Annotated in this window: 25 protein-coding genes and 1 tRNA gene; 6 read left to right on the top strand and 20 right to left on the bottom strand. The window is 39.9% G+C overall.

Translation table 11 applies throughout. The features are described 5' to 3' along the window. Window positions 1-40: 40 nt before the first annotated feature. The 5 genes from MSG93_RS03285 to MSG93_RS03265 form a co-directional block, all read right to left on the bottom strand. On the bottom strand, window positions 41-589 hold the full coding sequence (locus tag MSG93_RS03285; protein WP_005285275.1) for a hypothetical protein: 549 nt from the start codon (window positions 587-589) through the stop codon (window positions 41-43). Between the two features lie 60 nt (window positions 590-649). After that, window positions 650-1,045, bottom strand: a complete 396-nt coding sequence (locus MSG93_RS03280; RefSeq protein ID WP_005229953.1) for a hypothetical protein — start codon at window positions 1,043-1,045, stop codon at window positions 650-652. Between the two features lie 179 nt (window positions 1,046-1,224). Beyond that, window positions 1,225-2,439, bottom strand: coding sequence for a hypothetical protein (locus MSG93_RS03275; protein WP_032872201.1), 1,215 nt, complete (start codon window positions 2,437-2,439; stop codon window positions 1,225-1,227). Window positions 2,440-2,642: 203 nt separating this feature from the next. Further along, entirely contained in the window at window positions 2,643-3,191 is a 549-nt protein-coding gene (locus MSG93_RS03270) for a hypothetical protein (RefSeq protein ID WP_324620563.1), read from the bottom strand. A gap of 162 nt (window positions 3,192-3,353) precedes the next feature. Next, entirely contained in the window at window positions 3,354-3,758 is a 405-nt protein-coding gene (locus MSG93_RS03265) for a hypothetical protein (protein ID WP_324620562.1), read from the bottom strand. Between the two features lie 136 nt (window positions 3,759-3,894). Here MSG93_RS03265 and MSG93_RS03260 point away from each other — a divergent pair, with 136 nt between their 5' ends. Next, entirely contained in the window at window positions 3,895-4,572 is a 678-nt protein-coding gene (locus MSG93_RS03260; RefSeq protein WP_324620561.1) for an XRE family transcriptional regulator, read from the top strand. 139 nt (window positions 4,573-4,711) lie between these two features. On the opposite strand, the gene MSG93_RS03255 is transcribed toward MSG93_RS03260, so the two are convergent. Continuing rightward, window positions 4,712-5,290 (bottom strand): YceI family protein, encoded by a 579-nt coding sequence (locus MSG93_RS03255; RefSeq protein ID WP_324620560.1) that lies wholly within the window; start codon window positions 5,288-5,290, stop codon window positions 4,712-4,714. 225 nt (window positions 5,291-5,515) lie between these two features. Between MSG93_RS03255 and MSG93_RS03250 the strand changes: the two genes are divergently transcribed. Beyond that, window positions 5,516-5,926 carry an OsmC family protein gene (locus MSG93_RS03250; RefSeq protein ID WP_324620559.1) on the top strand — a complete coding sequence of 137 codons (411 nt, stop codon included), beginning with the start codon at window positions 5,516-5,518 and terminating at the stop codon, window positions 5,924-5,926. Between the two features lie 37 nt (window positions 5,927-5,963). Here the strand turns inward: MSG93_RS03250 and MSG93_RS03245 are convergent, their stop codons facing one another. Together MSG93_RS03245 and tkt are read right to left on the bottom strand one after the other, a co-directional pair. Continuing rightward, a complete protein-coding gene (locus tag MSG93_RS03245) occupies window positions 5,964-6,596 on the bottom strand; it encodes a hypothetical protein (RefSeq protein WP_324620558.1) in 633 nt (210 codons plus the stop codon). A gap of 140 nt (window positions 6,597-6,736) precedes the next feature. Then, complete coding sequence (gene tkt / locus MSG93_RS03240; protein WP_324620557.1) at window positions 6,737-8,725, bottom strand: transketolase; 1,989 nt, start codon at window positions 8,723-8,725, stop codon at window positions 6,737-6,739. A 383-nt stretch (window positions 8,726-9,108) separates the two neighbouring features. Here tkt and metK point away from each other — a divergent pair, with 383 nt between their 5' ends. Then, entirely contained in the window at window positions 9,109-10,275 is a 1,167-nt protein-coding gene (gene metK / locus MSG93_RS03235; protein ID WP_004771809.1) for a methionine adenosyltransferase, read from the top strand. Between the two features lie 53 nt (window positions 10,276-10,328). Here the strand turns inward: metK and MSG93_RS03230 are convergent, their stop codons facing one another. After that, entirely contained in the window at window positions 10,329-10,586 is a 258-nt protein-coding gene (locus MSG93_RS03230) for a hypothetical protein (protein WP_005229937.1), read from the bottom strand. Window positions 10,587-10,828: 242 nt separating this feature from the next. Here MSG93_RS03230 and MSG93_RS03225 point away from each other — a divergent pair, with 242 nt between their 5' ends. Then, window positions 10,829-11,011 carry a hypothetical protein gene (locus MSG93_RS03225; protein ID WP_312050087.1) on the top strand — a complete coding sequence of 61 codons (183 nt, stop codon included), beginning with the start codon at window positions 10,829-10,831 and terminating at the stop codon, window positions 11,009-11,011. A 46-nt stretch (window positions 11,012-11,057) separates the two neighbouring features. Here the strand turns inward: MSG93_RS03225 and MSG93_RS03220 are convergent, their stop codons facing one another. The 10 genes from MSG93_RS03220 to MSG93_RS03175 all read right to left on the bottom strand — a co-directional run bounded on the left by MSG93_RS03220 (window position 11,058) and on the right by MSG93_RS03175 (window position 17,419). Then, entirely contained in the window at window positions 11,058-11,630 is a 573-nt protein-coding gene (locus MSG93_RS03220; RefSeq protein ID WP_324620556.1) for an FxsA family protein, read from the bottom strand. A gap of 186 nt (window positions 11,631-11,816) precedes the next feature. Beyond that, window positions 11,817-12,251, bottom strand: a complete 435-nt coding sequence (locus MSG93_RS03215) for a DUF333 domain-containing protein (RefSeq protein WP_005285230.1) — start codon at window positions 12,249-12,251, stop codon at window positions 11,817-11,819. Between the two features lie 162 nt (window positions 12,252-12,413). Further along, window positions 12,414-12,899 carry a hypothetical protein gene (locus MSG93_RS03210; RefSeq protein WP_324620555.1) on the bottom strand — a complete coding sequence of 162 codons (486 nt, stop codon included), beginning with the start codon at window positions 12,897-12,899 and terminating at the stop codon, window positions 12,414-12,416. 35 nt (window positions 12,900-12,934) lie between these two features. Next, window positions 12,935-13,096 carry a hypothetical protein gene (locus MSG93_RS03205; protein ID WP_005229928.1) on the bottom strand — a complete coding sequence of 54 codons (162 nt, stop codon included), beginning with the start codon at window positions 13,094-13,096 and terminating at the stop codon, window positions 12,935-12,937. Window positions 13,097-13,276: 180 nt separating this feature from the next. Beyond that, entirely contained in the window at window positions 13,277-14,695 is a 1,419-nt protein-coding gene (locus MSG93_RS03200; protein ID WP_324620554.1) for an FAD-binding oxidoreductase, read from the bottom strand. Between the two features lie 529 nt (window positions 14,696-15,224). Next, window positions 15,225-15,437, bottom strand: a complete 213-nt coding sequence (locus tag MSG93_RS03195; RefSeq protein WP_005229924.1) for a cold-shock protein — start codon at window positions 15,435-15,437, stop codon at window positions 15,225-15,227. 478 nt (window positions 15,438-15,915) lie between these two features. Beyond that, complete coding sequence (locus MSG93_RS03190) at window positions 15,916-16,125, bottom strand: cold-shock protein (RefSeq protein WP_004771798.1); 210 nt, start codon at window positions 16,123-16,125, stop codon at window positions 15,916-15,918. 477 nt (window positions 16,126-16,602) lie between these two features. Beyond that, on the bottom strand, window positions 16,603-16,812 hold the full coding sequence (locus MSG93_RS03185; RefSeq protein ID WP_004661816.1) for a cold-shock protein: 210 nt from the start codon (window positions 16,810-16,812) through the stop codon (window positions 16,603-16,605). A gap of 107 nt (window positions 16,813-16,919) precedes the next feature. Further along, window positions 16,920-17,153, bottom strand: coding sequence for a hypothetical protein (locus MSG93_RS03180; RefSeq protein WP_005229922.1), 234 nt, complete (start codon window positions 17,151-17,153; stop codon window positions 16,920-16,922). A 189-nt stretch (window positions 17,154-17,342) separates the two neighbouring features. Further along, window positions 17,343-17,419 (bottom strand) — tRNA-Met (locus MSG93_RS03175). Between the two features lie 320 nt (window positions 17,420-17,739). Between MSG93_RS03175 and ruvC the strand changes: the two genes are divergently transcribed. Further along, on the top strand, window positions 17,740-18,285 hold the full coding sequence (gene ruvC / locus MSG93_RS03170) for a crossover junction endodeoxyribonuclease RuvC (protein WP_005229920.1): 546 nt from the start codon (window positions 17,740-17,742) through the stop codon (window positions 18,283-18,285). Here ruvC and MSG93_RS03165 read toward each other — a convergent pair. Beyond that, on the bottom strand, window positions 18,282-19,775 hold the full coding sequence (locus tag MSG93_RS03165) for an NAD(P)H-hydrate dehydratase (protein WP_324620553.1): 1,494 nt from the start codon (window positions 19,773-19,775) through the stop codon (window positions 18,282-18,284). The genes ruvC and MSG93_RS03165 overlap by 4 nt on opposite strands. 23 nt (window positions 19,776-19,798) lie before the next feature. Between MSG93_RS03165 and queG the strand changes: the two genes are divergently transcribed. After that, the gene (gene queG, locus MSG93_RS03160) at window positions 19,799-20,923 is read left to right on the top strand and encodes a tRNA epoxyqueuosine(34) reductase QueG (RefSeq protein ID WP_324620653.1); all 1,125 of its coding nucleotides are present in this window, start codon (window positions 19,799-19,801) and stop codon (window positions 20,921-20,923) included. The last annotated feature ends 2 nt before the right edge of the window (window positions 20,924-20,925 follow it).

Raw genomic sequence — 20,925 nt, 5'->3', positions numbered from 1 at the left:
GTGAGTATAGAATTCCAAAGGGAATAGATTGAATATACGCTTAATGACAAACAACCTCTTCAGAAGCTTCTAAAGCCTGTTCAAAGATTTCGGCATAGCTCGCAATCAGTTCAGCTTTATCTGTTCCATTGACAATATAGCGTGCGCCCACATAATTCTTTTTATGCTGATTGATGTAATCAGAAAGTCTTTTACCTGTGAACATGCCCTTTTTCATACCGACAATCATGACACGGGCCGCGATATCAGCCTGTAAAGCCAATTTTGGATTTTTGACTAAATCAATTTTTAAGTAATCGCCCATGCGTTTATAGTTGGACAACCATGTCAGTTGCACATAGCCATAACCAATATAGGGATAATATTGCTTAGACTTTAAATATTTTTCAGAGCCGTACTCGATCACTGGCTGCATGGTTTTTGCTGTTTCATGCCAGGCCGTTGCCAAGATATAAGCCGCCTGTGTAGTTATAATGGCCGTATCTTCAGCCAGCACCGAGACAAGAAAGTTAATGCCATCGACCTGAGATTGTGCCAACTTGCCAAAATTTTTGCGCAAAATATCAAAACCATCTTGTGTAATTGTCATGTTCTTTTCCTCTTTATAATAAAAAACCGCCCGAAGGCGGCATTGAATTGAAGTTATTATTTAAAATTTGTCTTTAAAGTCTTTTACTTCTCTTGCAACATCTAGAATCGTTGAATCTTCTCTTGCGTTGATGTAGTTAAAAGTCCAGCGAATGAGTGCCCACACAGGTAAGCCACAAAGGAAATACAAGCCGCCGAGGGCAAATGCGCCAAACATATTCTTACTCCAGTCTTGCAAATCAAAATGCTGAATCACAAAACCGCCACCCGCAATGCTTCCGACCGAAGTAGAAATTAATGAAACCACCCACTCACGCCTAGATTTTGGCAACCGTGTCATCACAACAACAATCCAGGCCAAAAGCATGAAAGTGAGTGCCATCAAGATAATAAAAAACACACCATAAGATTTTATTGCGGCTGCAATGTCTGCACCCGCTGAAACGAGGTCTACCATTTTCCTCCTCCAAAAAGAAAAGCCCTGAGCGATACAGGGCATTATTTAAATAAGGTAATTTTATAAAGCGGCCGACTTATTCTTATTGCAGCCATCACTCTTGTTATTCACTTCCTATCACAGCACATGTTTTATCTATAAAAAAACCTCCCGTGTGGGAGGCCGACTCATTAAAAAAGTCACAATGGATAAAGCGGCAAATACTGCGAATGAGAAAAAGGTAAATAATGACCTGTTCTCATTCGCTTAGGCGAAAGCTTGTATTTATGCACTGTGTCATAGTTTTTTGCATTATTTGTATTTACAGCATAGATCTCTTTTCCAACTGCTGCATAGGCTGCTCTTAAGTCAAAATCCAGTTGAGTCAGCCCATCCAATGCAATAACTTGATAAAATTCTGGTAACTCTAATCCATGACTTGAAACCCAGCTCCCCATCAGTTTTCCATCAATATAGACATTCATCGAATGCTTGCCTGTGATTTCAAAAGTGACAACTGGATTTAAACAAGGCTCATCTTGCGTAAAAGTGACATTATCCATACTGCCATAATCCCCTAATATCACCGTGAACTTCTCATCCACAAATAAACTGTAAATGACAAATCCCTGTTTCACCTGATCAGCAATCAGCTTTCTTTCTGGTGGATAGGCAAGTCCAGCAAGCATAAAGGCATGCTGAGATGCATTTGAGTTACTCAAGGAAAAACTACCCTGACATACCTGAAAATAGGCCGATAAGAACGGTGCCTTGGTCAGTTGCTCGGCCCATCCAAACTGGATAAAGACATTGGACAGATCATAAGGCAATTCAGTTGCCTCCAGTTGCACATATTCGAAATCCATATCTAATTGATAGGCCTGTGTATGGACAGTCTTATCATTGATTTTTAACAACTGTACAGCGTTTACTGTTACCCGAATCACCAGATTCTCGATTTTATTAAAATCATTTAGGGTGATGGGCAAATCAGTACTACTGAACATTGACACTCTTTTGCCTTCTATACTAATCGTGACATGATCTTGTCCGTGTTTAAAAAGGATTAAAGTCTCAGCCTGTTCACCGATGCTGATTTTGTAATCACGATTGCCCTGTAGCGGTGCAATAAGACCCTGCATGCTGACAGGTCGAATGATCGCAATATCTGGTATAAATCTAGCTTCAGACACAGCAAGCATATTTCGCGACTGGATGAGCTGATAATCATCATAACTAAGAGCGGGTTCCTGTATATCTTCGACTACTGTTAAGGCACCTAGATACGGGCTGGATTCCATCAGGGCCACACCCGCCGCATCTGGTGTGATCTGCATACAAGACGGGACAATAGCAGCGGGAGAAAAACGCATTAAATCTTGGTTTAAATAGCTAATATTATTTGTACTCTTCATTTTCAAATACCTCAAATTCTTTATAAATTTCAAACCAATTCCAGGTTTTAGACATAAAAAAACTCGGTCTCCATGACGGAACCGAGTTTTCATTAGGCAACAAAAAAGCCCATCTATTGATGAGCTTCAAGCTTTGTCATATTTAATCTTTAATACGACCAGTATAGTAAAACTATAGCGTGCTTTCCGAAATAATGGAATCCTTAGTTATGCATATTTTTGTAAGTGTTTTTACGATATTGTTCAATCACGATTTCTGCTTCTTCAATAGCTGACTCTAATGCTTTAACCATCAGATTTTCATAAGTTTTCCAAGTCTTTCGATAGCTCTCTACATTAAGTTGATGGCGATGGATTCCAGCATAGGCCAAACGTCCTTTCGCTGTGTAATTTTCTTCCAGTTCCGGATTTAAAACGAAATCCAACACTATTCTAGATACCAACCAGGCCAAGTGATACATGGCGATCCGTTCTGGTTCACGCTTTTTATCTCGTTCAGCCTGTTTAATAAAAATATCTGCCAAATGCTGACGGATATAGTCATAATCTGTAGCTGACTTATTTTCAAACACAATCAATGCGGTCACGGACTTGGCCAACTGCGTATCCATTGCAGCAATCGCACCTAAACGATCCTGATAGCTTAAACGCTCGCCTGTGCCACGCACGTAAGGATCAAAACCTGGAGAACTTACCGTTAAACCATGTGTTAACCACTCAAATTTTTCAAATTTAGTTACCATCGCATTCATATTTTCACCTCATCTCATTATTTATTTTTCTGGCTTGATCTATGTTGTCCCTCAAGTAATAGATCCTTTGCCAACTTGAATCATCATGTTCATGCTTGCTTGTGCATGTCATGACTTTATTTACGACCTGACGCTACCTTGCTTTCTCTTTTCATCTTTGAATTAATGATATTTTTCTGTTTGCTCCACACAGTGCATGGCCTGTTTGATCTCTTCAAATCGGCTCTTGCTACATGGCCGGGTAAAGCTCTTGATTTGAGAAATATAGCTATGCGCACAGCCGAGCACTTCAACCAAGGCCTTGGCTCTACCCTTGTGTTGATTGAGCCAGTTGCTGAGCATCGTAATCTGTTGTTCCGTAGCCTGATTGTCGATACGCTTTTGTTTTTTGAGCTGTTTCTGCTCATCTTCCAGTCGCATCGCTTTTAGTTTTTTACTGTATTCCACTCTTCGTGGCTGAAATTTAGTTTGAATCTGGGTGATTGCATTGCCTTTTGCCAACCAGGCTTCAATTTCAGCATTTAAGTTTTGTTTGATATGCATGTTTGGAGTTATTGCTTTGCCCATACGCCACCTCTCACATTGAAATTTAAGTAATATGACCATAATATTAGTAAACTAATATAAAATCAATAAGAATACTAATTTGACTTCACATTAGTTTGCTAATATTCTGAATTTAATAATATTCAGGTCGATTGAAATGCTAAAAGATAGGCTCAAAGAAGCTAGAAAAAGAGCAAAGAAGTCTCAAAAAGATGTGGTTGCCGCTGTCGGAATAACCCAGTCCGCTTTAAGCCAACTGGAAACAGGATTAGTGAATTCATCCTCGCATCTTCCCTCTATCGCCAAATACTTAGGTGTTGATGCTTACTGGCTGCAAACTGGTCAAGGACAAGCCGAACTAGATCCATCCCAGCCCGAACATGCAATTAATATTTCTCCGGTTCAGGCCAAGATGGCGCCTGTTTTGTCATGGGTACAAGCAGGTATTTTTACCAATGTGCAAGCTGTTGATATGGCTCAGGTTGAAGAATGGTTACCGCTACCCGATGATTGTGATCAGTGTTTTTATCTTAAAGTTCAAGGTCTAAGTAATTATCCTGTATTTCATGAGGGCGATTACATTCTGGTTGATCCAACCGTCCAGTATAGTGATATGCAGTCAGGTGACATGATTGTGGTGAGAAAACATGAAGATGCCACCTTCAAGAAACTGGTGATCGAGACTGATAATTCGAGATACTTACAGGCGCTTAATCCGGAATTTAAACCAAATATTATTCCCTTAGACGAAGAATGTATTTTCGTGGGTGAAGTGGTCGACTCGATTCGTTATATTTACCAATCCAAACGTCGTTCAAAGATAAAACATAGTTAAAGGTCACGTAATACTACAAAAAATTAGTATTCTGATAACAAACAAATATTAGAATACTAATAATATAGCACATGAATAATAAGCAAATAAAAAAGCCTGAATGAGCTGGTCATTCAGGCTTTTTTGCTAAACTTCGATATTACTTTGCAGCAGTTGCTTCAGTTGTAATATTTACTGTGATCTTATCCCCTACATTCGGGACGTAGTTACCGATACCAAATGCAGAACGGTTAAAGCTAGTGGTTGCATTAAAGCCAATTGCAGGTACTTTTGCCATTGGATGCTCGCCTTGTTTATTCAGTACAGCATTTAATACCACAGGTTTAGTTACACCTTTAACCGTTAAATCACCTGTAATTTTAAAGTGTTTCTTGTCTTTGGTTTCTACCTTAGTACTTTTGAAAGTAATGTTTGGATATTTTGCAGCATTAAACCATGCTTCTTCCTGGAACTCTTTGTCCAAAGCAGGCACATTCGTATTGACACTGCTTAAAGGAATCGTTACTTCAACTGATGAGTTTGCAGGTTTTGCATTATCAACTTTAATTGTACCCTGAATATCAGTGAAGTTTGCACTTGGTGTAGAGAAACCAAAGTGATTCCAGCTGAATACTGTCGCAGTATGCGTTGGGTCAATTTTATAGTCGACTGGCGCAGCCAACGTTACAGAACTAGCTAAAGCAACTGCTAAACCGAGGCTTAATGTTTTAAATTGCATTTTTGGTATCCTTGTTTGATATAGCCATTAGTGTATAGATCAAGTATTTTTATTCACTAGTCTTTATAAAACGATATGTTTCATCCATGCAACAATAAAAGCGTTACAGTTATTATGTAAAACGCCTATCATAAGACTATTCGCTACTCGACAATTGATCTGAGAAGTAACAAGATCAGTTCATATATAGATTTAAATTCTTAAAGATAAACAACAAGGTAGAATATGACACATACAGCTCAAGCACTCAGTACTTCAACACCTTATCGCGTTACATTGATAGATTCTTCTGGTCATAGTTGGTATGCAGATGAGCCAGCCGATAAAGGCGGTCAAGATACTGCACCCAACCCAGTTCAGCTTTTACTGTCAGCTTTAGGTGCCTGTACTACCATTACCTTAGAAATGTATGCTAATCACAAAGGCATCAAGCTTGAGCATGTTCAGGTCGATTTAGCCTTAAATCCGAACGGCGAACCTGAATCAGGACACAACAATATTGAACGTAAAATTATCTTAAAAGGTGAATTTACCGAAGATCAGCATAAGCGTTTATTAAAAGTTGCGGAAAGCTGCCCGATTCATAAATTGTTAACGTCAAATATCTCGATTCAGAGTGAATTAAATATTGCGTAAGAGATATAAATATGGTCTTTATGTTAAAGACCATATTTTACAAAAAATTAATCTTGAACTGATAATTTAGTTCCTGACAATCAAATTCTTCCAACATATGCTGAGGAATGATCTGTTTTGCTTGTGGGCTTATAATCATATAAATTAAGTCATACCAATTCACTTCACTTTTGTCATCTGGACAGTAGAAAAGCCCCTGTTTCTGGTCCAATTTAATATATTTTTCATCGATACTTCTTAACTCATAACCATATTTATTGGTTAAAAGCATGTTAATCAGTTCTATAATTTTTATCTTATACTGCGGAAAAAACTCTGGTTTTTCAAAATTATGAACTATATCCAAGCTTGCCATCTTCAAAAAATGTGTTTCATACGTATCAATACAATTGACGCCAAAGACCCGCCAAGTAGATAAATTTTCAACGTTGTTCAAACTCTGAATTAAACTGTCTGTATATTTAAACAATTGATATTTGCATAGATTCTGTTTTGGATCTTCTGTGCAAAGAATTTCTGTATCAAAACCTATATCGAGATCAGCCATTGTACTTTGTTCAAATAAAGCTTCTCTAAGTTTTAAACGCCATTCATCACACTCAAAATAATAAGTCTGGTTAGCTGCGATTCTACAAATTATTGAAAATAAATATGGGTGCATGTAATTCATAATAATTTTTATTCCCCTATAAAACCAAAGAGTATTTCATAATTTCTTTAACTTTCTATCACTATTGTTTTAAGAAACTCAATTCACAAATGTAAAAAAGCGCCCTGAATCAGGACGCTTTTTTATACAACTTAATTCAATTAAGCAGTCAATTCTTTAACCGCAGCAACAACCGCTTCAGTGGTAATACCGAAGAACTGGAACAAGTCTTTTGCTGGCGCAGATTCGCCGTAAGTGGTCATACCGATCACTTTGCCGTCTAAACCAACAAACTTCCACCAGTAGTCTACATGAGCCGCTTCAACCGCTACACGTGCACGGATATGCGAAGGCAATACCGCTTCACGATATGCAGCATCTTGCTTCATAAACTCTTCGGCACATGGCATAGACACGACACGCACACCTTCAAGTTGTGCATATGCTTCCATTGCCAATGAAACTTCAGAACCTGTTGCAATAATGATTGCTTTCAACTCACCTTTCTCTTCAGCAAGTACATAACCACCTTTTGCCACGTTTTGAATTTGAGCTTCATTACGCGCTTGGAACGGCAAGTTTTGACGAGAGAAAATTAACGCAGATGGGCCTTCTTTACGTTGAAGTGCAGATTTCCAAGAAACAGCTGCTTCAACCGTATCACATGGACGCCAAGTATTTAAGTTTGGTGTACCGCGTAATGATGCAATTTGTTCGATTGGCTGATGTGTAGGACCATCTTCACCCAAACCAATTGAGTCATGCGTATACACATGAATCACACGTTGCTTCATCAATGCAGACATACGTACTGCATTACGCGCATATTCCATAAACATCAAGAATGTTGCAACGTAAGGAACGAAACCGCCATGTAAAGCTACACCGTTCGCGATTGCAGTCATACCGAATTCACGAACGCCGTAATACACGTAGTTGCCCGCAGGATTTTCTTGTACGCCTTGGCAACCTTTCCAAAGTGTCAGGTTAGAACCTGCCAAGTCAGCAGAACCACCTAATAATTCAGGAAGTAATGGACCGAACGCTTGTAAAGTATTTTGGCTTGCTTTACGTGTCGCAATAGTTTCAGCTTTGGCATTGGTTTCAGCAATGAAAGCATCTGCTTGTGCTGCAAATTCAGCAGGTAAATCACCATTGATACGGCGTAATAATTCTGCTGCTTCAGTTGGATATTTTGCTTGGTATTGAGCAAACAATTCATTCCAAGCTGCTTCAGAGGTTTGACCTTTTGCTTTTGCATCCCAAGCTGCATAAACATCTTCAGGAATAACAAATGAATCTTCTTTCCAGCCTAATGCTTCACGGGTTAAAACGATTTCATCTTTACCGAGTGGTGCACCGTGACAGTCTTCTTTACCTTGTTTATTTGGTGAACCCAAACCAATCACTGTTTTACAGATAATGATGGTTGGTTTATTGCTTTCAGCTTTCGCTTCTACAGTCGCTTGACGAATTGCATCAGCGTCATGACCATCTACACGAAGCACTTGCCAACCATAAGCTTTGAAACGTTGTTCAGTATCATCGCTGAACCAGCCTTCAACTTCACCATCGATCGAGATACCATTGTCATCGTAGTATGCGATTAGCTTACCCAGACCTAATGTGCCTGCAAGTGAACATACTTCGTGAGAAATACCTTCCATCAAGCAGCCATCGCCAAGGAAGCAGTAAGTGAAGTGATCAACAACGTTTAAGCCATCTTTGTTGAACTGTGCAGCCAACGTTTTTTCAGCTAATGCAAAACCGACTGCATTGGCAATCCCCTGACCCAATGGACCAGTTGTAGTTTCAATACCAGGTGCATAACCATATTCAGGGTGACCTGGTGTTTTAGAATGTAATTGACGGAACTGTTTTAAATCTTCAATAGATAAATCATAACCAGTCAAATGCAATAAGGCATATTGCAACATTGAGCCATGACCATTCGACAATACAAAACGGTCGCGGTTCGCCCATTGCGGGTTGGTCGGGTTATGATTTAAAAATTCACGCCAAACAACGTCAGCGATATCTGCCATCCCCATTGGTGCACCTGGATGCCCTGAGTTTGCTTGTTGCACAGCATCCATTGCCAAGACACGAATTGCGTTTGCAATACGACGTTCATTTAAAGGGGTTGTCATAAGTCAGAATCCGATTAAATCAAATAAGATGAGAGAAGATGAGAAATCATCTTTCAAAAACTGAGACTATTGTCTTAAAAAAACGCCAAGGGGTAAAGTCCAATACACGATATTTCTTGTTTTTCACGCAATCATTTAACATTAAATGTGTAAATGTTCATACGATAGGCGGCGCCTGTGCTTCCTTGTAAAAAATTTAAACAGTAAATTACAGATTTATTCATATCAAAAACTATAAATATCAATTTCCCTGATACACATATCAATAAAAACATCATGAAAATGAAATAAATTCACGCTTTTTAGTCAGCTTGTGCTAGTCCTATGCGCCAAGTCGATGTAACATACTCTGTCTTTTTGAAAATACCAATGATAGGACGTTCATGCGCGAGTATGCTGTTTTTACTTCAGAATCTGTAAGCGAAGGTCATCCAGATAAAATGGCTGACCAAATTAGCGATGCAATTTTAGATGCAATCCTAAGAGAAGACCCGTATGCGCGTGTCGCTTGTGAAACATTAGTAAAAACAGGTGCGGTTGTTCTTGCTGGTGAAATCACAACGACAGCAAATGTGGACTTTGAAGCGATTGTACGTCAAACCGTCAATGGAATCGGTTATCACCATTCTGATTTAGGTTTCGATGGTTCAACTTGTGCCGTGATCAACATGATCGGTAAACAGTCTCCTGAGATTGCACAAGGTGTTGATCGCCAGAAGCCAGAAGATCAAGGCGCAGGTGACCAAGGTTTGATGTTCGGTTATGCAAGCCGTGAAACTGACGTGCTGATGCCTGCCCCAATCTCTTATGCGCACCGTTTAATGGAGCGTCAAGCAGAATTACGCCGTTCAGGTGCATTACCGTGGTTACGCCCAGATGCGAAAAGCCAGGTGACCTTTGCTTATGAAAATGGCAAACCGGTTCGTTTAGATGCAGTTGTATTATCAACGCAACATGATCCTGAAATTTCTCAAATCCAGTTAAAAGAAGCTGTGATTGAAGAAATTGTTAAACCGATCATTCCTGCTGAAATGTTCCATGCCGGCACGAAGTTCCATATCAACCCGACAGGTATGTTCGTCATTGGCGGTCCTGTAGGTGACTGTGGCTTAACAGGTCGTAAAATTATTGTAGATACGTATGGCGGTATGGCGCGTCATGGTGGTGGTGCTTTCTCTGGTAAAGACCCATCAAAAGTTGACCGTTCAGCGGCTTATGCGGGCCGTTATGTAGCAAAAAATATTGTTGCAGCTGGTTTGGCAGATAAATGTGAAATTCAGGTGAGCTATGCAATCGGTGTAGCTGAACCGACTTCGATTTCAATCAATACTTTTAATACCGGCAAAGTATCGGATGAGCTGATTGTTCAACTTGTACGTGAACATTTTGACTTACGTCCATACGGCATTACCCGTATGTTGAATCTGATTCAACCTATGTATAAGCAAACAGCGGCTTATGGTCATTTTGGCCGTGAAGGTTCTGATTCTGCATTTACCTGGGAAAAAACCGATAAAGTTGACATCCTTAAGGATGCTGCTGGACTGTAATTCCTTTACTGTAAAAAAGCTCGCCATGGCGAGCTTTTTTATTGCCCCAGAAATTATTTATTCGAATTGGTATTGTCCTGTTTGAACATCTCCAGTAGCGAATTGCTTTGCACTGGCTGATCTTCTTGATGATGCTGACTATATAAATGTGCAAGTTTAATCACAACCACCACTGCCAGACAGGCAGCAACACAAAACATCCACATGCCATACGGGCTGCGAATATGCTGAGAACCACAATAAGGGCACTCTTTATCTGTTGATGCAACGACCTTGTCACAACATGCACAATGATATTGATATAACATCATTCATACCTCCTCTTTATTTTTTTATTTTCTTTTTACAACAAATACTCATATGTCACACTTTTATCCTATGAGAAAAAAAACCATAATTCAATCACGTTTTCTGACCTACACATTCAAATTAACAAATTTTTATGACAATTTGGTTAGAATCTTAAGTTTGACTCAATGATTAAGCTGTTCATTTTATTTTGATCTTTCATGTAATTTGATAAAATAAGATTTTACGCAGTGTGGAGTAACGCATGGCCCAATTGATCAATAAAGGTGGATTTCGCGAACGCGCCAATCGTAGTCGCAAGTACCAACAGTCAGAAAATGAGGTGACCACCCTGCCCCCGAGCCAATATCAACCGCATTCCAAAGAAACAGCTACGTCTACCAAACCAGAATCACCCGATCTAGCCAACTCAAAAAACCAAACATAAAAAAAGCACACCAAATAAAGTGTGCTTTTTATAAAAATGAAATGAATTAATTCACATCTTTAAATTCAATTTTCTTCTGATCCGGTTTTACTTCACGTGCTTCACCATCAATAATGGTTGAGTCTCGATGCTGACCACCACCTTGTTGCTGGTTTTGCATATCTTGCATCTGGCGCATCAGATCAGCAAACGGATTTTGCCCTGCTGCACCACCGCTCATGCCACCCATACCGCCCATCATTTTATCCATCATGGCTTGCTGACGTTTGGCCATAGTTTTCATCAAGGCATTGCGGAATGCGGTTTGAACTGCTGGAATCAAGACTAATACTGCCAACACATCAGAAATCAAACCAGGAATCATCAGTAAGAAACCTGCCATCGCCAGTGCCAGTTTCTTGGTGACAGCAGGATCACCACCCAACTGACCTGTCATCTGCATTTGCTGTAATTGCGGCATGATCGTTGAAGCACTTGAACGCAACAGGTTTAAACCAATAAAGAATGCGATGATGAACCAGAAAAAGACATACCACATACTTCCAACGAGGTCACCCACGCCAATCCAGACTAAAACCTCGGCAATTGTGCCAAATACCACGATAAGAAGTAGATTCATGTCAAATCTCTAAAATTAAAACCTTGTGCAATATTGATGAATCAATCCTGACACAACAAATAAAATAAACCCAATAAAGTTAATGATGGGTACATTTTCAAATTTATCAAGTCTTGTAAAAAAGCTTGTATAAAAAAGCTCCCAATTAAATTTGATCTAATTGAGAGCCCAAAGCGTCTTTAAAAATTAGCCACAAGTTGCTTGGGTAATTTTCTTCGATTGAGGATCAATCGTTACGGTCACACGATTTTCACGGTAATCCATGGTAACAGGCTGGTTTGGACCCACACTGCGAACAATTTCAGATTTGGTTTTTTGTTTAATCTGTGCTTCTGTTAAGCCCGACTGACCGATTAACTTAGTTGCTTCGTCAGCGATACATTTTGGCTGGCTTGCGCGGAACAGTTCCCACTCTTCAACCACCTGGCCATTTGGTAATTTGCAATAACCTACCTGACCATTGGCTTCATTGCGGATTTCCAGCTGTCCACCTTGGTCTACGCAGAATTTACTTGCTGGGTTAGGCATACCAATTTTTGGTGGCGTCATATCTTTATTTGGAGTTGCTGAACACGCTGCTAATGAAGCGACAATTGCACCTAAAAGTAAGATCTTTTTCATAATTTGAATTCTGATAAAGTGAAAAAGCAAAGATAACAAAATAACTTAACTTTTTATGTCAATGATTTGAAACAAGATGCAAACTTATATTCGGTTCATAATTTTTTTTAAAAGTATTTATAAGCCTTTTAAAGGCTTTAATCTTCCGGCCTACTCATCTGCCTATAAATTCTGTTTATTTGCTATTTTTCTTAAGCGATATTGCATTTCCTGCGCAATGTCTTGATTTTGACTTTGTGTATAGCGCTTTAACACAGCCATTGCATCTAGCGTACCAATATCAGCTAAAGCATGACTAAACCATTTTGCAATAACACTATCATCAGAAGCAGTATATTCAAAACGCTTAAAATCCTGTTCAAGGATTCTGGCAATAATTGCGACGCTTGATGGATGAGCAAGATCTTGCAGCTCTTTGGTTATCATTTGATGCTGGTCATGTCCATCCAACAATAATAAATGATTTAGTGCCGAAGCTCTGATTTCCAGATTCTCTATTTTAAATGCCACGTCGACTACAAATTCAAGTGTATCAGTCTCATTTTGCTGAACACCACGCTCAAACATTTCTAACAAATACGTTACTTTGTTTTGATCCGCAATATTCACGTCCTCCCAGAATGAATCTATTCTTGCATCATGACCCAAAACAGAATCTCCTTTTTCTCAAATCCTAATTATGATTATTGGATAATAATATATTCCAACCGAATCGCCTCATCGACCAAATAGTGCTCTTTGATGATATAAAAATAAGGTCGCGTATTAATCCACGCATCCATCGCCAGAATCGCTTCAGTATAGCCAGTGAATGCCGGAAAATCTTTGACTTGTATGATATCCATGAGCTGATCTCTTTTTTTATCAAGCCTAGCACACCCAGCGCATTTTACTAAAGCATAAAATCTAGCCAGATTCATTAATAGATTTTTATACGGCCATGTTCAATAGCTCAACATTACAAAACCAAGATGCAAAGTGCCTCTAGATAAGAGGCACTTTTTAGGGACAAGATAGATCGATATTTAGAAAGAAACCATTTTCCCGGGATTCAACATGCCTGTCATACCATACCAACCTTTTGACATTGGAATCGCCAGCGGTGCCAGCAAACGTCCAAATAAAATATCGCTATGCTGGATTTTGGTGAGCATTGCATAATCGGTATTTAAACCAGAAAAATCATCCGCAATGGCCTTACCGATCCTTACGGTTTGAGCCACACCATGACCACTCCAGCCGTGCACTGCATAAATTGGATATTTTTCTCCAAATTTACGGTTATCCGTCGCCCCGTTTACGGTCAGATCACTGACGCCACTCCAGCAGAAGTCCATCTCTACCTGGTTGAGCTGCGGAAATACTTTATGAGTTCGGCCCAGCAAATACTGATTGATACGCCCTACGCTCCAGCTGGTGCCGGTTCCTTGCCCACCAAACAATAAACGGTTTTTCGAAACACCACGATAATAGTCAATCTGCAATTGCGTATCATAGACTGGATGATCCTGCGGTAATAACTCGGTCAACGGCACCTCCAAAGGTGCGGTCACCGCAATATAAGTATGAAATGGAATCGCTGTCTGTTTTTTCTCAGGTAGTAATTTAAAAGCATTGTGATGCACGGCAATCACAACGCTTTTACGCGCTTTGATGGTACCGCCGCTCGTCTTGACATAGACCCCGTCAGCCTGCTCAGAAATAGACAATACTTCGGTCTGTTCGAACACTTGACCGCCATTTTTACAAAAGCCATGTATCAAAGCACGGTTTAAAGCCAGCGGCTGGATATGACCACCCAAATCATCGACCAGTCCACCTTTATACAGGTCAGATTTGATCAATTGTTTCAGTTCATATTCGCCCATCACCGTGGTGTTGTTTTCACCTAAGTACTTTCTCGCGTCTGCGCCTTGCGTCAAAGCAATAAGATGCCCTTCATGTACCGCAGCGGTAATATGTCCACGCTTACGTGCCAGCTCAACATCATATTTTTCACTGATCTGGTCGATTAATGACATTGCCTCGGTAGAGGTAAAATGCCAAAGCTTTTTCGCGTCTTCATAGCTAAAACGCTTGATCATTTCTTCAGCTTCCCAACGGGCCAAACCAGGTGTGAGTTGCCCACCATTTCGGCCAGATGCAGATGAACCGATGCGGTTTTTCTCCACCAGAATCGTATCCACGCCCTGTTCCGACAAATGCAATGCTGCCGAAGCGCCCAGTAAGCCCCCACCAATCACTACAACATCACATACTTGGTCCGAATTGAGTGCATCAAAGGTAGGCCAGTCGTCTAAAGAACTCTCATAATAATTGGCTGGATGTTCAAATTCCCCATGCTTAGGATTGACCCAGCTCCACTCATTCGAATTTTGAGATGCTTTACTTTCCTTAAAGACCACATCATCTAAATGGATTGGTTTATTAATACCGTTAAACATTTGAAATTCACCCAAAAAATAAATTTTCTTACTTCACAATAAGACAAGGTTACCGCCAAAACAGTGATTAATAAAACCAGAATCTTTCAATATTTTTGATAGTTTATTCTCTAGAAAAGCGCTATGGCGACATATTTTAAAACATTAAAAAAGCACCCGAAGGTGCTTTTCATTTCTATAGGCTGGTTGCAATTAAAACCATAAAGCTAAACAACAACGTGCCTAAAGATCTTTTACAATGTACATGAACTTCCTGCTCAAACCCTTGAGCATATGACTCCAAGTTTTCCATAACCCTAACGCTCATTAAATGTACTGCACTTGTTAATTTGCCTAATAAATTAACACAATAAAATTAGCAAAAAGTCGTAGTCCTGACTAGCACAAATTTTGTACAAAAAAGTTGTTTTATGACAAAAATAGGCACTTAACTCAAAATAATTAAATATTTAATTTAGAGCAATGCACAAACAGGGTTACAAAAAAAGCCCACGAAAGTGAGCTTTTTTTGTATGGTTTTTTTAGTGTATTAAGGAACAACCGTAATCCCTGTTGCTTGCGGGCCTTTTTTACCATCGGTAATGGTAAATGTCACACGTTGACCTTCATGTAAAACTTTAAAACCGCTACTTTGGATTTCGCTGAAATGAGCAAAAACATCCTGTCCAGAATCAGCATGAATAAAGCCAAAACCTTTGGTTTCATTGAACCATTTCACTGTACCCGTCACAGTATTCGACATATATTTAACCTATTTAATAAATTTTGGGGTGCTTGCTAGCGCGTAACTTGGAATCATAAACTCTGAGATTAGATCTGATAAAACGAAAGGTTTATTCAAATGATGAAATGCAAGATTTACTGAATCAGCAGCGTTATTCTTCTCGTTGTAATTTACTATACACCAGTTTACTTTTTAGGCACAATGAATATTTATTGATCGCACCCAGATAGCCTGACTTATTGATCGGCACAGCGATTCCCCTACCGCCATTCCTATAACTTTTATAATACATTTCAAATAATTATAAGCCTGTTTTGCTTTAAAAATTATACCTTAAAATAATGATATAAATTTTTAACATATTATTTCATCGAATTTTAGCGTGCAAATAGAAGCAAGCAGCCTATCATCAAACGCTGAGACCATTCCTCCACACTATTTTTTTTCACAAAAAAAGCCCACAACGTGTGTGAGCTTTTTTTTACTGGTCTAAAAATTAGATAACAGTGATAAGGGTTGCTTGTGGTCCTTTCTTACCTTGACCAAGTACGAAAGAAACGCGTTGGCCTTCTTGTAATACTTTAAAACCTTTGCTTTGGATTTCGCTGAAGTGTGCAAAAACATCTTCACCAGAATCAGCTTGAATGAAACCAAAACCTTTAGTTTCGTTAAACCACTTAACAGTACCGGTAACTGTATCAGACATACTTTTAAACCTTTTAAAATTTGTTCATTTATAAGTTAAATCAAAATTTTTAATCATGATTTAACTTAATCTATCTTTATTTGACAGATACTGCAAGCATACCAAACTTTAAGCCATACGAGATAGTAGATTGAGAGAAGTATAGATAGTTTTATCCCCTAAATAGATGAGGTTGGACTTTAATAAACCAAATCATTTGCAAGTAACATTCACTGCTAAATCAAAAAATTACCTGTAGAGGCTAAGCGATCTAGCATCTAAAAACTGAGGTTTAGCCAAATAAAAAATATTTTTGTTTTTTCTGCTCAAGATATTTTTTTGCATCAAGATTTAAATTTAAGCCTGGTTTCTTATGCAAAATTCAACTTTTAGCCCTACAATTCACTTCAGCACAGCTATGGGTAAAGCCTCAAACGACAATTTGTTCAGATGTAAAAAAAGCCCACCTAAAGTGAGCTTCATTTTCAAGCAATCTTATTAGATAACTTTAATTGTTGTTGCTTGTGGTCCTTTTTTACCTTGACCAAGTACAAACGAAACGCGTTGGCCTTCGTTTAATACTTTGAAACCATTGCTTTGGATTTCGCTGAAGTGAGCAAAAACATCTTGGCCAGAATCAGCTTGAATGAAACCAAAACCTTTAGTTTCGTTAAACCACTTAACAGTACCAGTAACTGTATCAGACATACTTTTAAACCTTTAAACTTTGTTCATTTATGAGTTAAATCAAATTATTAATATTGATTTAACTCAATCTATCTTTAACCAATAGATACTTCAAGTGCGTAAATCATCTATGTTAATCGATAAAGCTGATTAACATCGGTATAGAAGCTTTTGCCATCTAGATTAAAATCGATTTCCCGACCTGACTCTAGCTGGATTTTCTTTCCAACTTCCACCCATTTGAAACCATCCAACGTATTTTGCTGACGTTTCATCGGGATAATTTGCACACAAATTTCATTGCCATTGCTGGCTTTGGCTACACGCCATTCATTAATAATTTTCAACACAAAATCACTCATTCCTGAGCTCAAGTGATCGATTTGGATTTACTATAACGCTAGATATATGGAGAGAGGCAAACTACAATTCTAGAATCTAATAATTTTTAGCTTTCTTTAGGGTTATTTCAGCTAACTTAATTGCTGTCTAATCTTTCAGATAACAACAACTCAATAATCACAGAGCTAATATTCGATTAACTTTAAAAGTGGTAGCGGGAGCTGGATTTGAACCAACGACCTTCGGGTTATGAGCCCGACGAGCTACCAGACTGCTCCATCCCGCAACAACATATTGATCAACATCTTCGATCAATGAGATGCTTTATACGCCCATCTCCCCCACAATGCAAATTTTTTTTAGAAAAATCACATAATTTACGCTCTAACGCTCAAATTAAATACAAATTGATCAAAATCACCTCAGATTAAGCCATATCGATCGAACTGTTGAGATGAGACCGAATTGCAGGATAATTAACCGAACAAACCGAATTTGCTTAATAAATCTGCTATTTTGTTATAATTCAAAATCCTACAAAAATAATATGCATCGAAAAGCCTGCTATGTAACAATATCAACAATCTTTTATTGTTATAGTTCAACATGTCATTAATTATTGGTATTGATCCCGGCTCACGCTTAACAGGTTACGGAATTATCGAAAAAGATGGCAATAAACTACGTTTTGTCGATGCAGGCACCATTCGTACCGAAACCCAAGAAATGCCAGAACGTTTAAAACGTATCTTTGCCGGGGTTGAACGGATTGTTAAATTTCATGGCCCAACTGAAGCTGCGGTAGAGCAAGTCTTTATGGCGCAGAATCCTGATTCGGCATTGAAACTCGGTCAGGCACGTGGTGCTGCAATTGCCGCTCTAGTTAATCTGGATTTACAGGTGGCTGAATATACCGCACGACAAATTAAACAGTCTGTGGTCGGTTACGGCGCAGCAGATAAAGAACAGGTCCAGATGATGGTGATGCGTTTATTGAACCTGAGCATCAAACCACAGTCTGATGCTGCCGATGCCCTAGCTGCCGCCATTTGCCATGCCCATGCTTCGGGCAGTATGAGTAAAATGGCTGTGCTCAATGCATTAGGTGGCATGGCTCGTGGCCGCAGCCGTGTCAGCAGCAGACGCCGTTAGTCATTTTGATTGACCACCTGATAAATCATTTTTCCCATTTCATGTGCCTGTAATCCGCGCATACCCTTTTCAGCCAACAGATCACCTGCCTGTGCATGTAAGCTCACAATTTCATACAAAGCAATCTGCTGATGGAACTGCGCTTTTAAACTGGCAATCATGCCTGCCAGTACATCGCCCATTCCACCTGTACCCATGCCCGCATTGCCTTGGGTACAAATGACTAATTCTTTCTCTAAAATGAGACTGCCCGCGCCTTTAAGTACCCATTGACCAGCGTACTTTTGCTGCAACTGCTGAATGGCACCAATGCGGTCCTGTTCAATTTCCTTGGCGCTACAACCTAACAAGGTCGCCGCCTCACCGGGGTGCGGGGTGGCATACACATGATTATTTAACTGTTGTGGATCTTTTGCCAAAAACCAGAGCGCGTCGGCATCAAGTACCACGTCTAAATGAGAATTTTGATTCAGTCGCACAAACCATTGCTGATAAATTTGTTCAGCCCATTGATCTCTTCCTAAACCCATACCCAAACCTACCGCATCGACATGTTCAAGTAATTGCTCAATCTGTTCTTGATCTAAGCTATTGATGTCTCTAACCATAATATTAGGTGAACGTGCCAGAATAGCCTGATGGTGTTTGGCATGACAGACCACACTGACTTTGCCAGCTCCAGCATGAAAAGCGGCTTCAGCCGACATGATAACTGCACCGCCCATATCGGCATGACCGCCTACCACCAATACATGGCCATAACTGCCTTTATGTCCAAAGGCTTGCCGCTTGGGCAAGATCACTGTTTCGGGAGACAGATAAGCCAGCGCTTTTAATTGCGTATCTGGTGGAATCAGGTTAACAAGTTGTAATTCTCCGACATATTGCTTGCCTTGACCTGTGAATAGGCCAGCCTTGTACCCCAAAATTGTAAAAGTTTGATCTGCCTGTATCGCAACAGGTAAAGCCTGACCTGTGTTGGCCTGCAAACCACTCGGAATATCAATCGAGATTTTTAACCCTGTCTGGGCATTAAAGAGCTGGATAATCTTTTGCCAATATTGGTCGAGTTCCCGATTCAAGCCAATGCCAAATAAGGCATCAATATGACAATCAAAACCTGGAATTTCTTGATGGACTTCTGTTTCTGACAATACATAATCGATGGTTTGAATATCGACTTGATAAGACTGCGCATAATCTGCGGCTTGTTTTAAATCCGCTGATTGTCCGAGTTTTGTCGCAAACACGGTCACTTTTATTCCCTGCTGCTTCAGATAGGCAGCCATATAGTAGCCGTCTCCAGCATTATTGCCTTGTCCGCACCAGACTGCGATCTTTTGAATTTTCTTTGACTTAAATTGCGGAATTAACTGCTGTGAGATTGCCCAGGCGGCTTGCTGCATTAGCCCCAAGGATGAATTTTGCTGAGCAAACCAACGCTGTTCCCATGCTTGGATACTCTGGCTATGGTAAACTACAGCTTGCATGTTCTCTCCCTCATTCTTGGTTTATGGCTTCAACCTCTTCATCTCCGACACAATCTCAAAAGATTGAACTACAGCAGCTCGATCCACAAGCACTGAAGGCTTGGATTAAACAACAAGCTTTGGATTTGGGTTTTTCTGATTGTGTCATTGCCAAACCAGATGCTCAAGATCAAATGCCGCGTTTTAAAGAATATTTAGAACGCGGATACCATGCAGACATGCACTATTTAGAAGAAAATCTGGAAAAACGTGCAGATCCAACCTTACTTGTGCCTGGTACAAAAAGCATTATTTGTGTGCGCATGAACTATCTTGTGGCTTCACCGAAGCCCCGTTATGTACCTTTTGAACCAAATTCAGCCATTATCGCGCGTTATGCACGGGGCCGTGATTATCACAAAGTCATGCGTGGACGGCTAAAGACTTTAGCCACGCGTATCCGGGAAAAAGTCGGGGATTTTGAATCGCGCCCCTTTGCTGACTCTGCTCCGATCTTTGAAAAATCGCTGGCTGAAAGTGCAGGCATGGGCTGGACCGGGAAACATACCCTACTCATTCATAAAAAATCAGGCTCTTTCTTTGTTTTAGGCGAACTGTTTACGTCACTGGAACTGCCTTTCGACCAACCTGCAACTGCACATTGTGGCTCATGTACCGCCTGTATCGACATTTGTCCGACCCAAGCCATTGTTGAGCCCTACATGCTGGATGCACGAAAATGTATCGCTTATTTAACCATTGAATATAAAGGCATCATTCCTGAAGAATTACGCTCTGGTATTGGTAACCGTATTTTCGGTTGTGATGACTGTCAACTGATTTGCCCATGGAACAGCTTTGCCAAAACTGCCTCCATTCCGGATTTTGATCCAAGGCATGGTCTGGATAATATCAGCCTGCTGGAGATCTGGCGCTGGGATGAAGCCACTTTTCTTGCCAATACCGAAGGCAGCCCGATCCGCCGTACCGGCTATCAATCCTTTAAACGTAATATTGCAATCGGCCTTGGAAATGCTCCATACTCAGCTGAAATTGTCACGGCCTTGCAAGATGCAAAAACGTGGCACGACGAGATTGTCAATGTGCATATTGACTGGGCAATTCAACAGCAATTGCAACAGGCAGATATGCCCCAAATAGAAAAATGATG

The organism is Acinetobacter sp. IK40 (genome assembly GCF_035615075.1).
GTDB classification, from domain to species: Bacteria; Pseudomonadota; Gammaproteobacteria; order Pseudomonadales; family Moraxellaceae; genus Acinetobacter; species Acinetobacter courvalinii.
The sequence above is the reverse complement of the archived record's forward strand: the minus strand, read 5'-3'. Positions and strand labels throughout refer to the sequence as shown.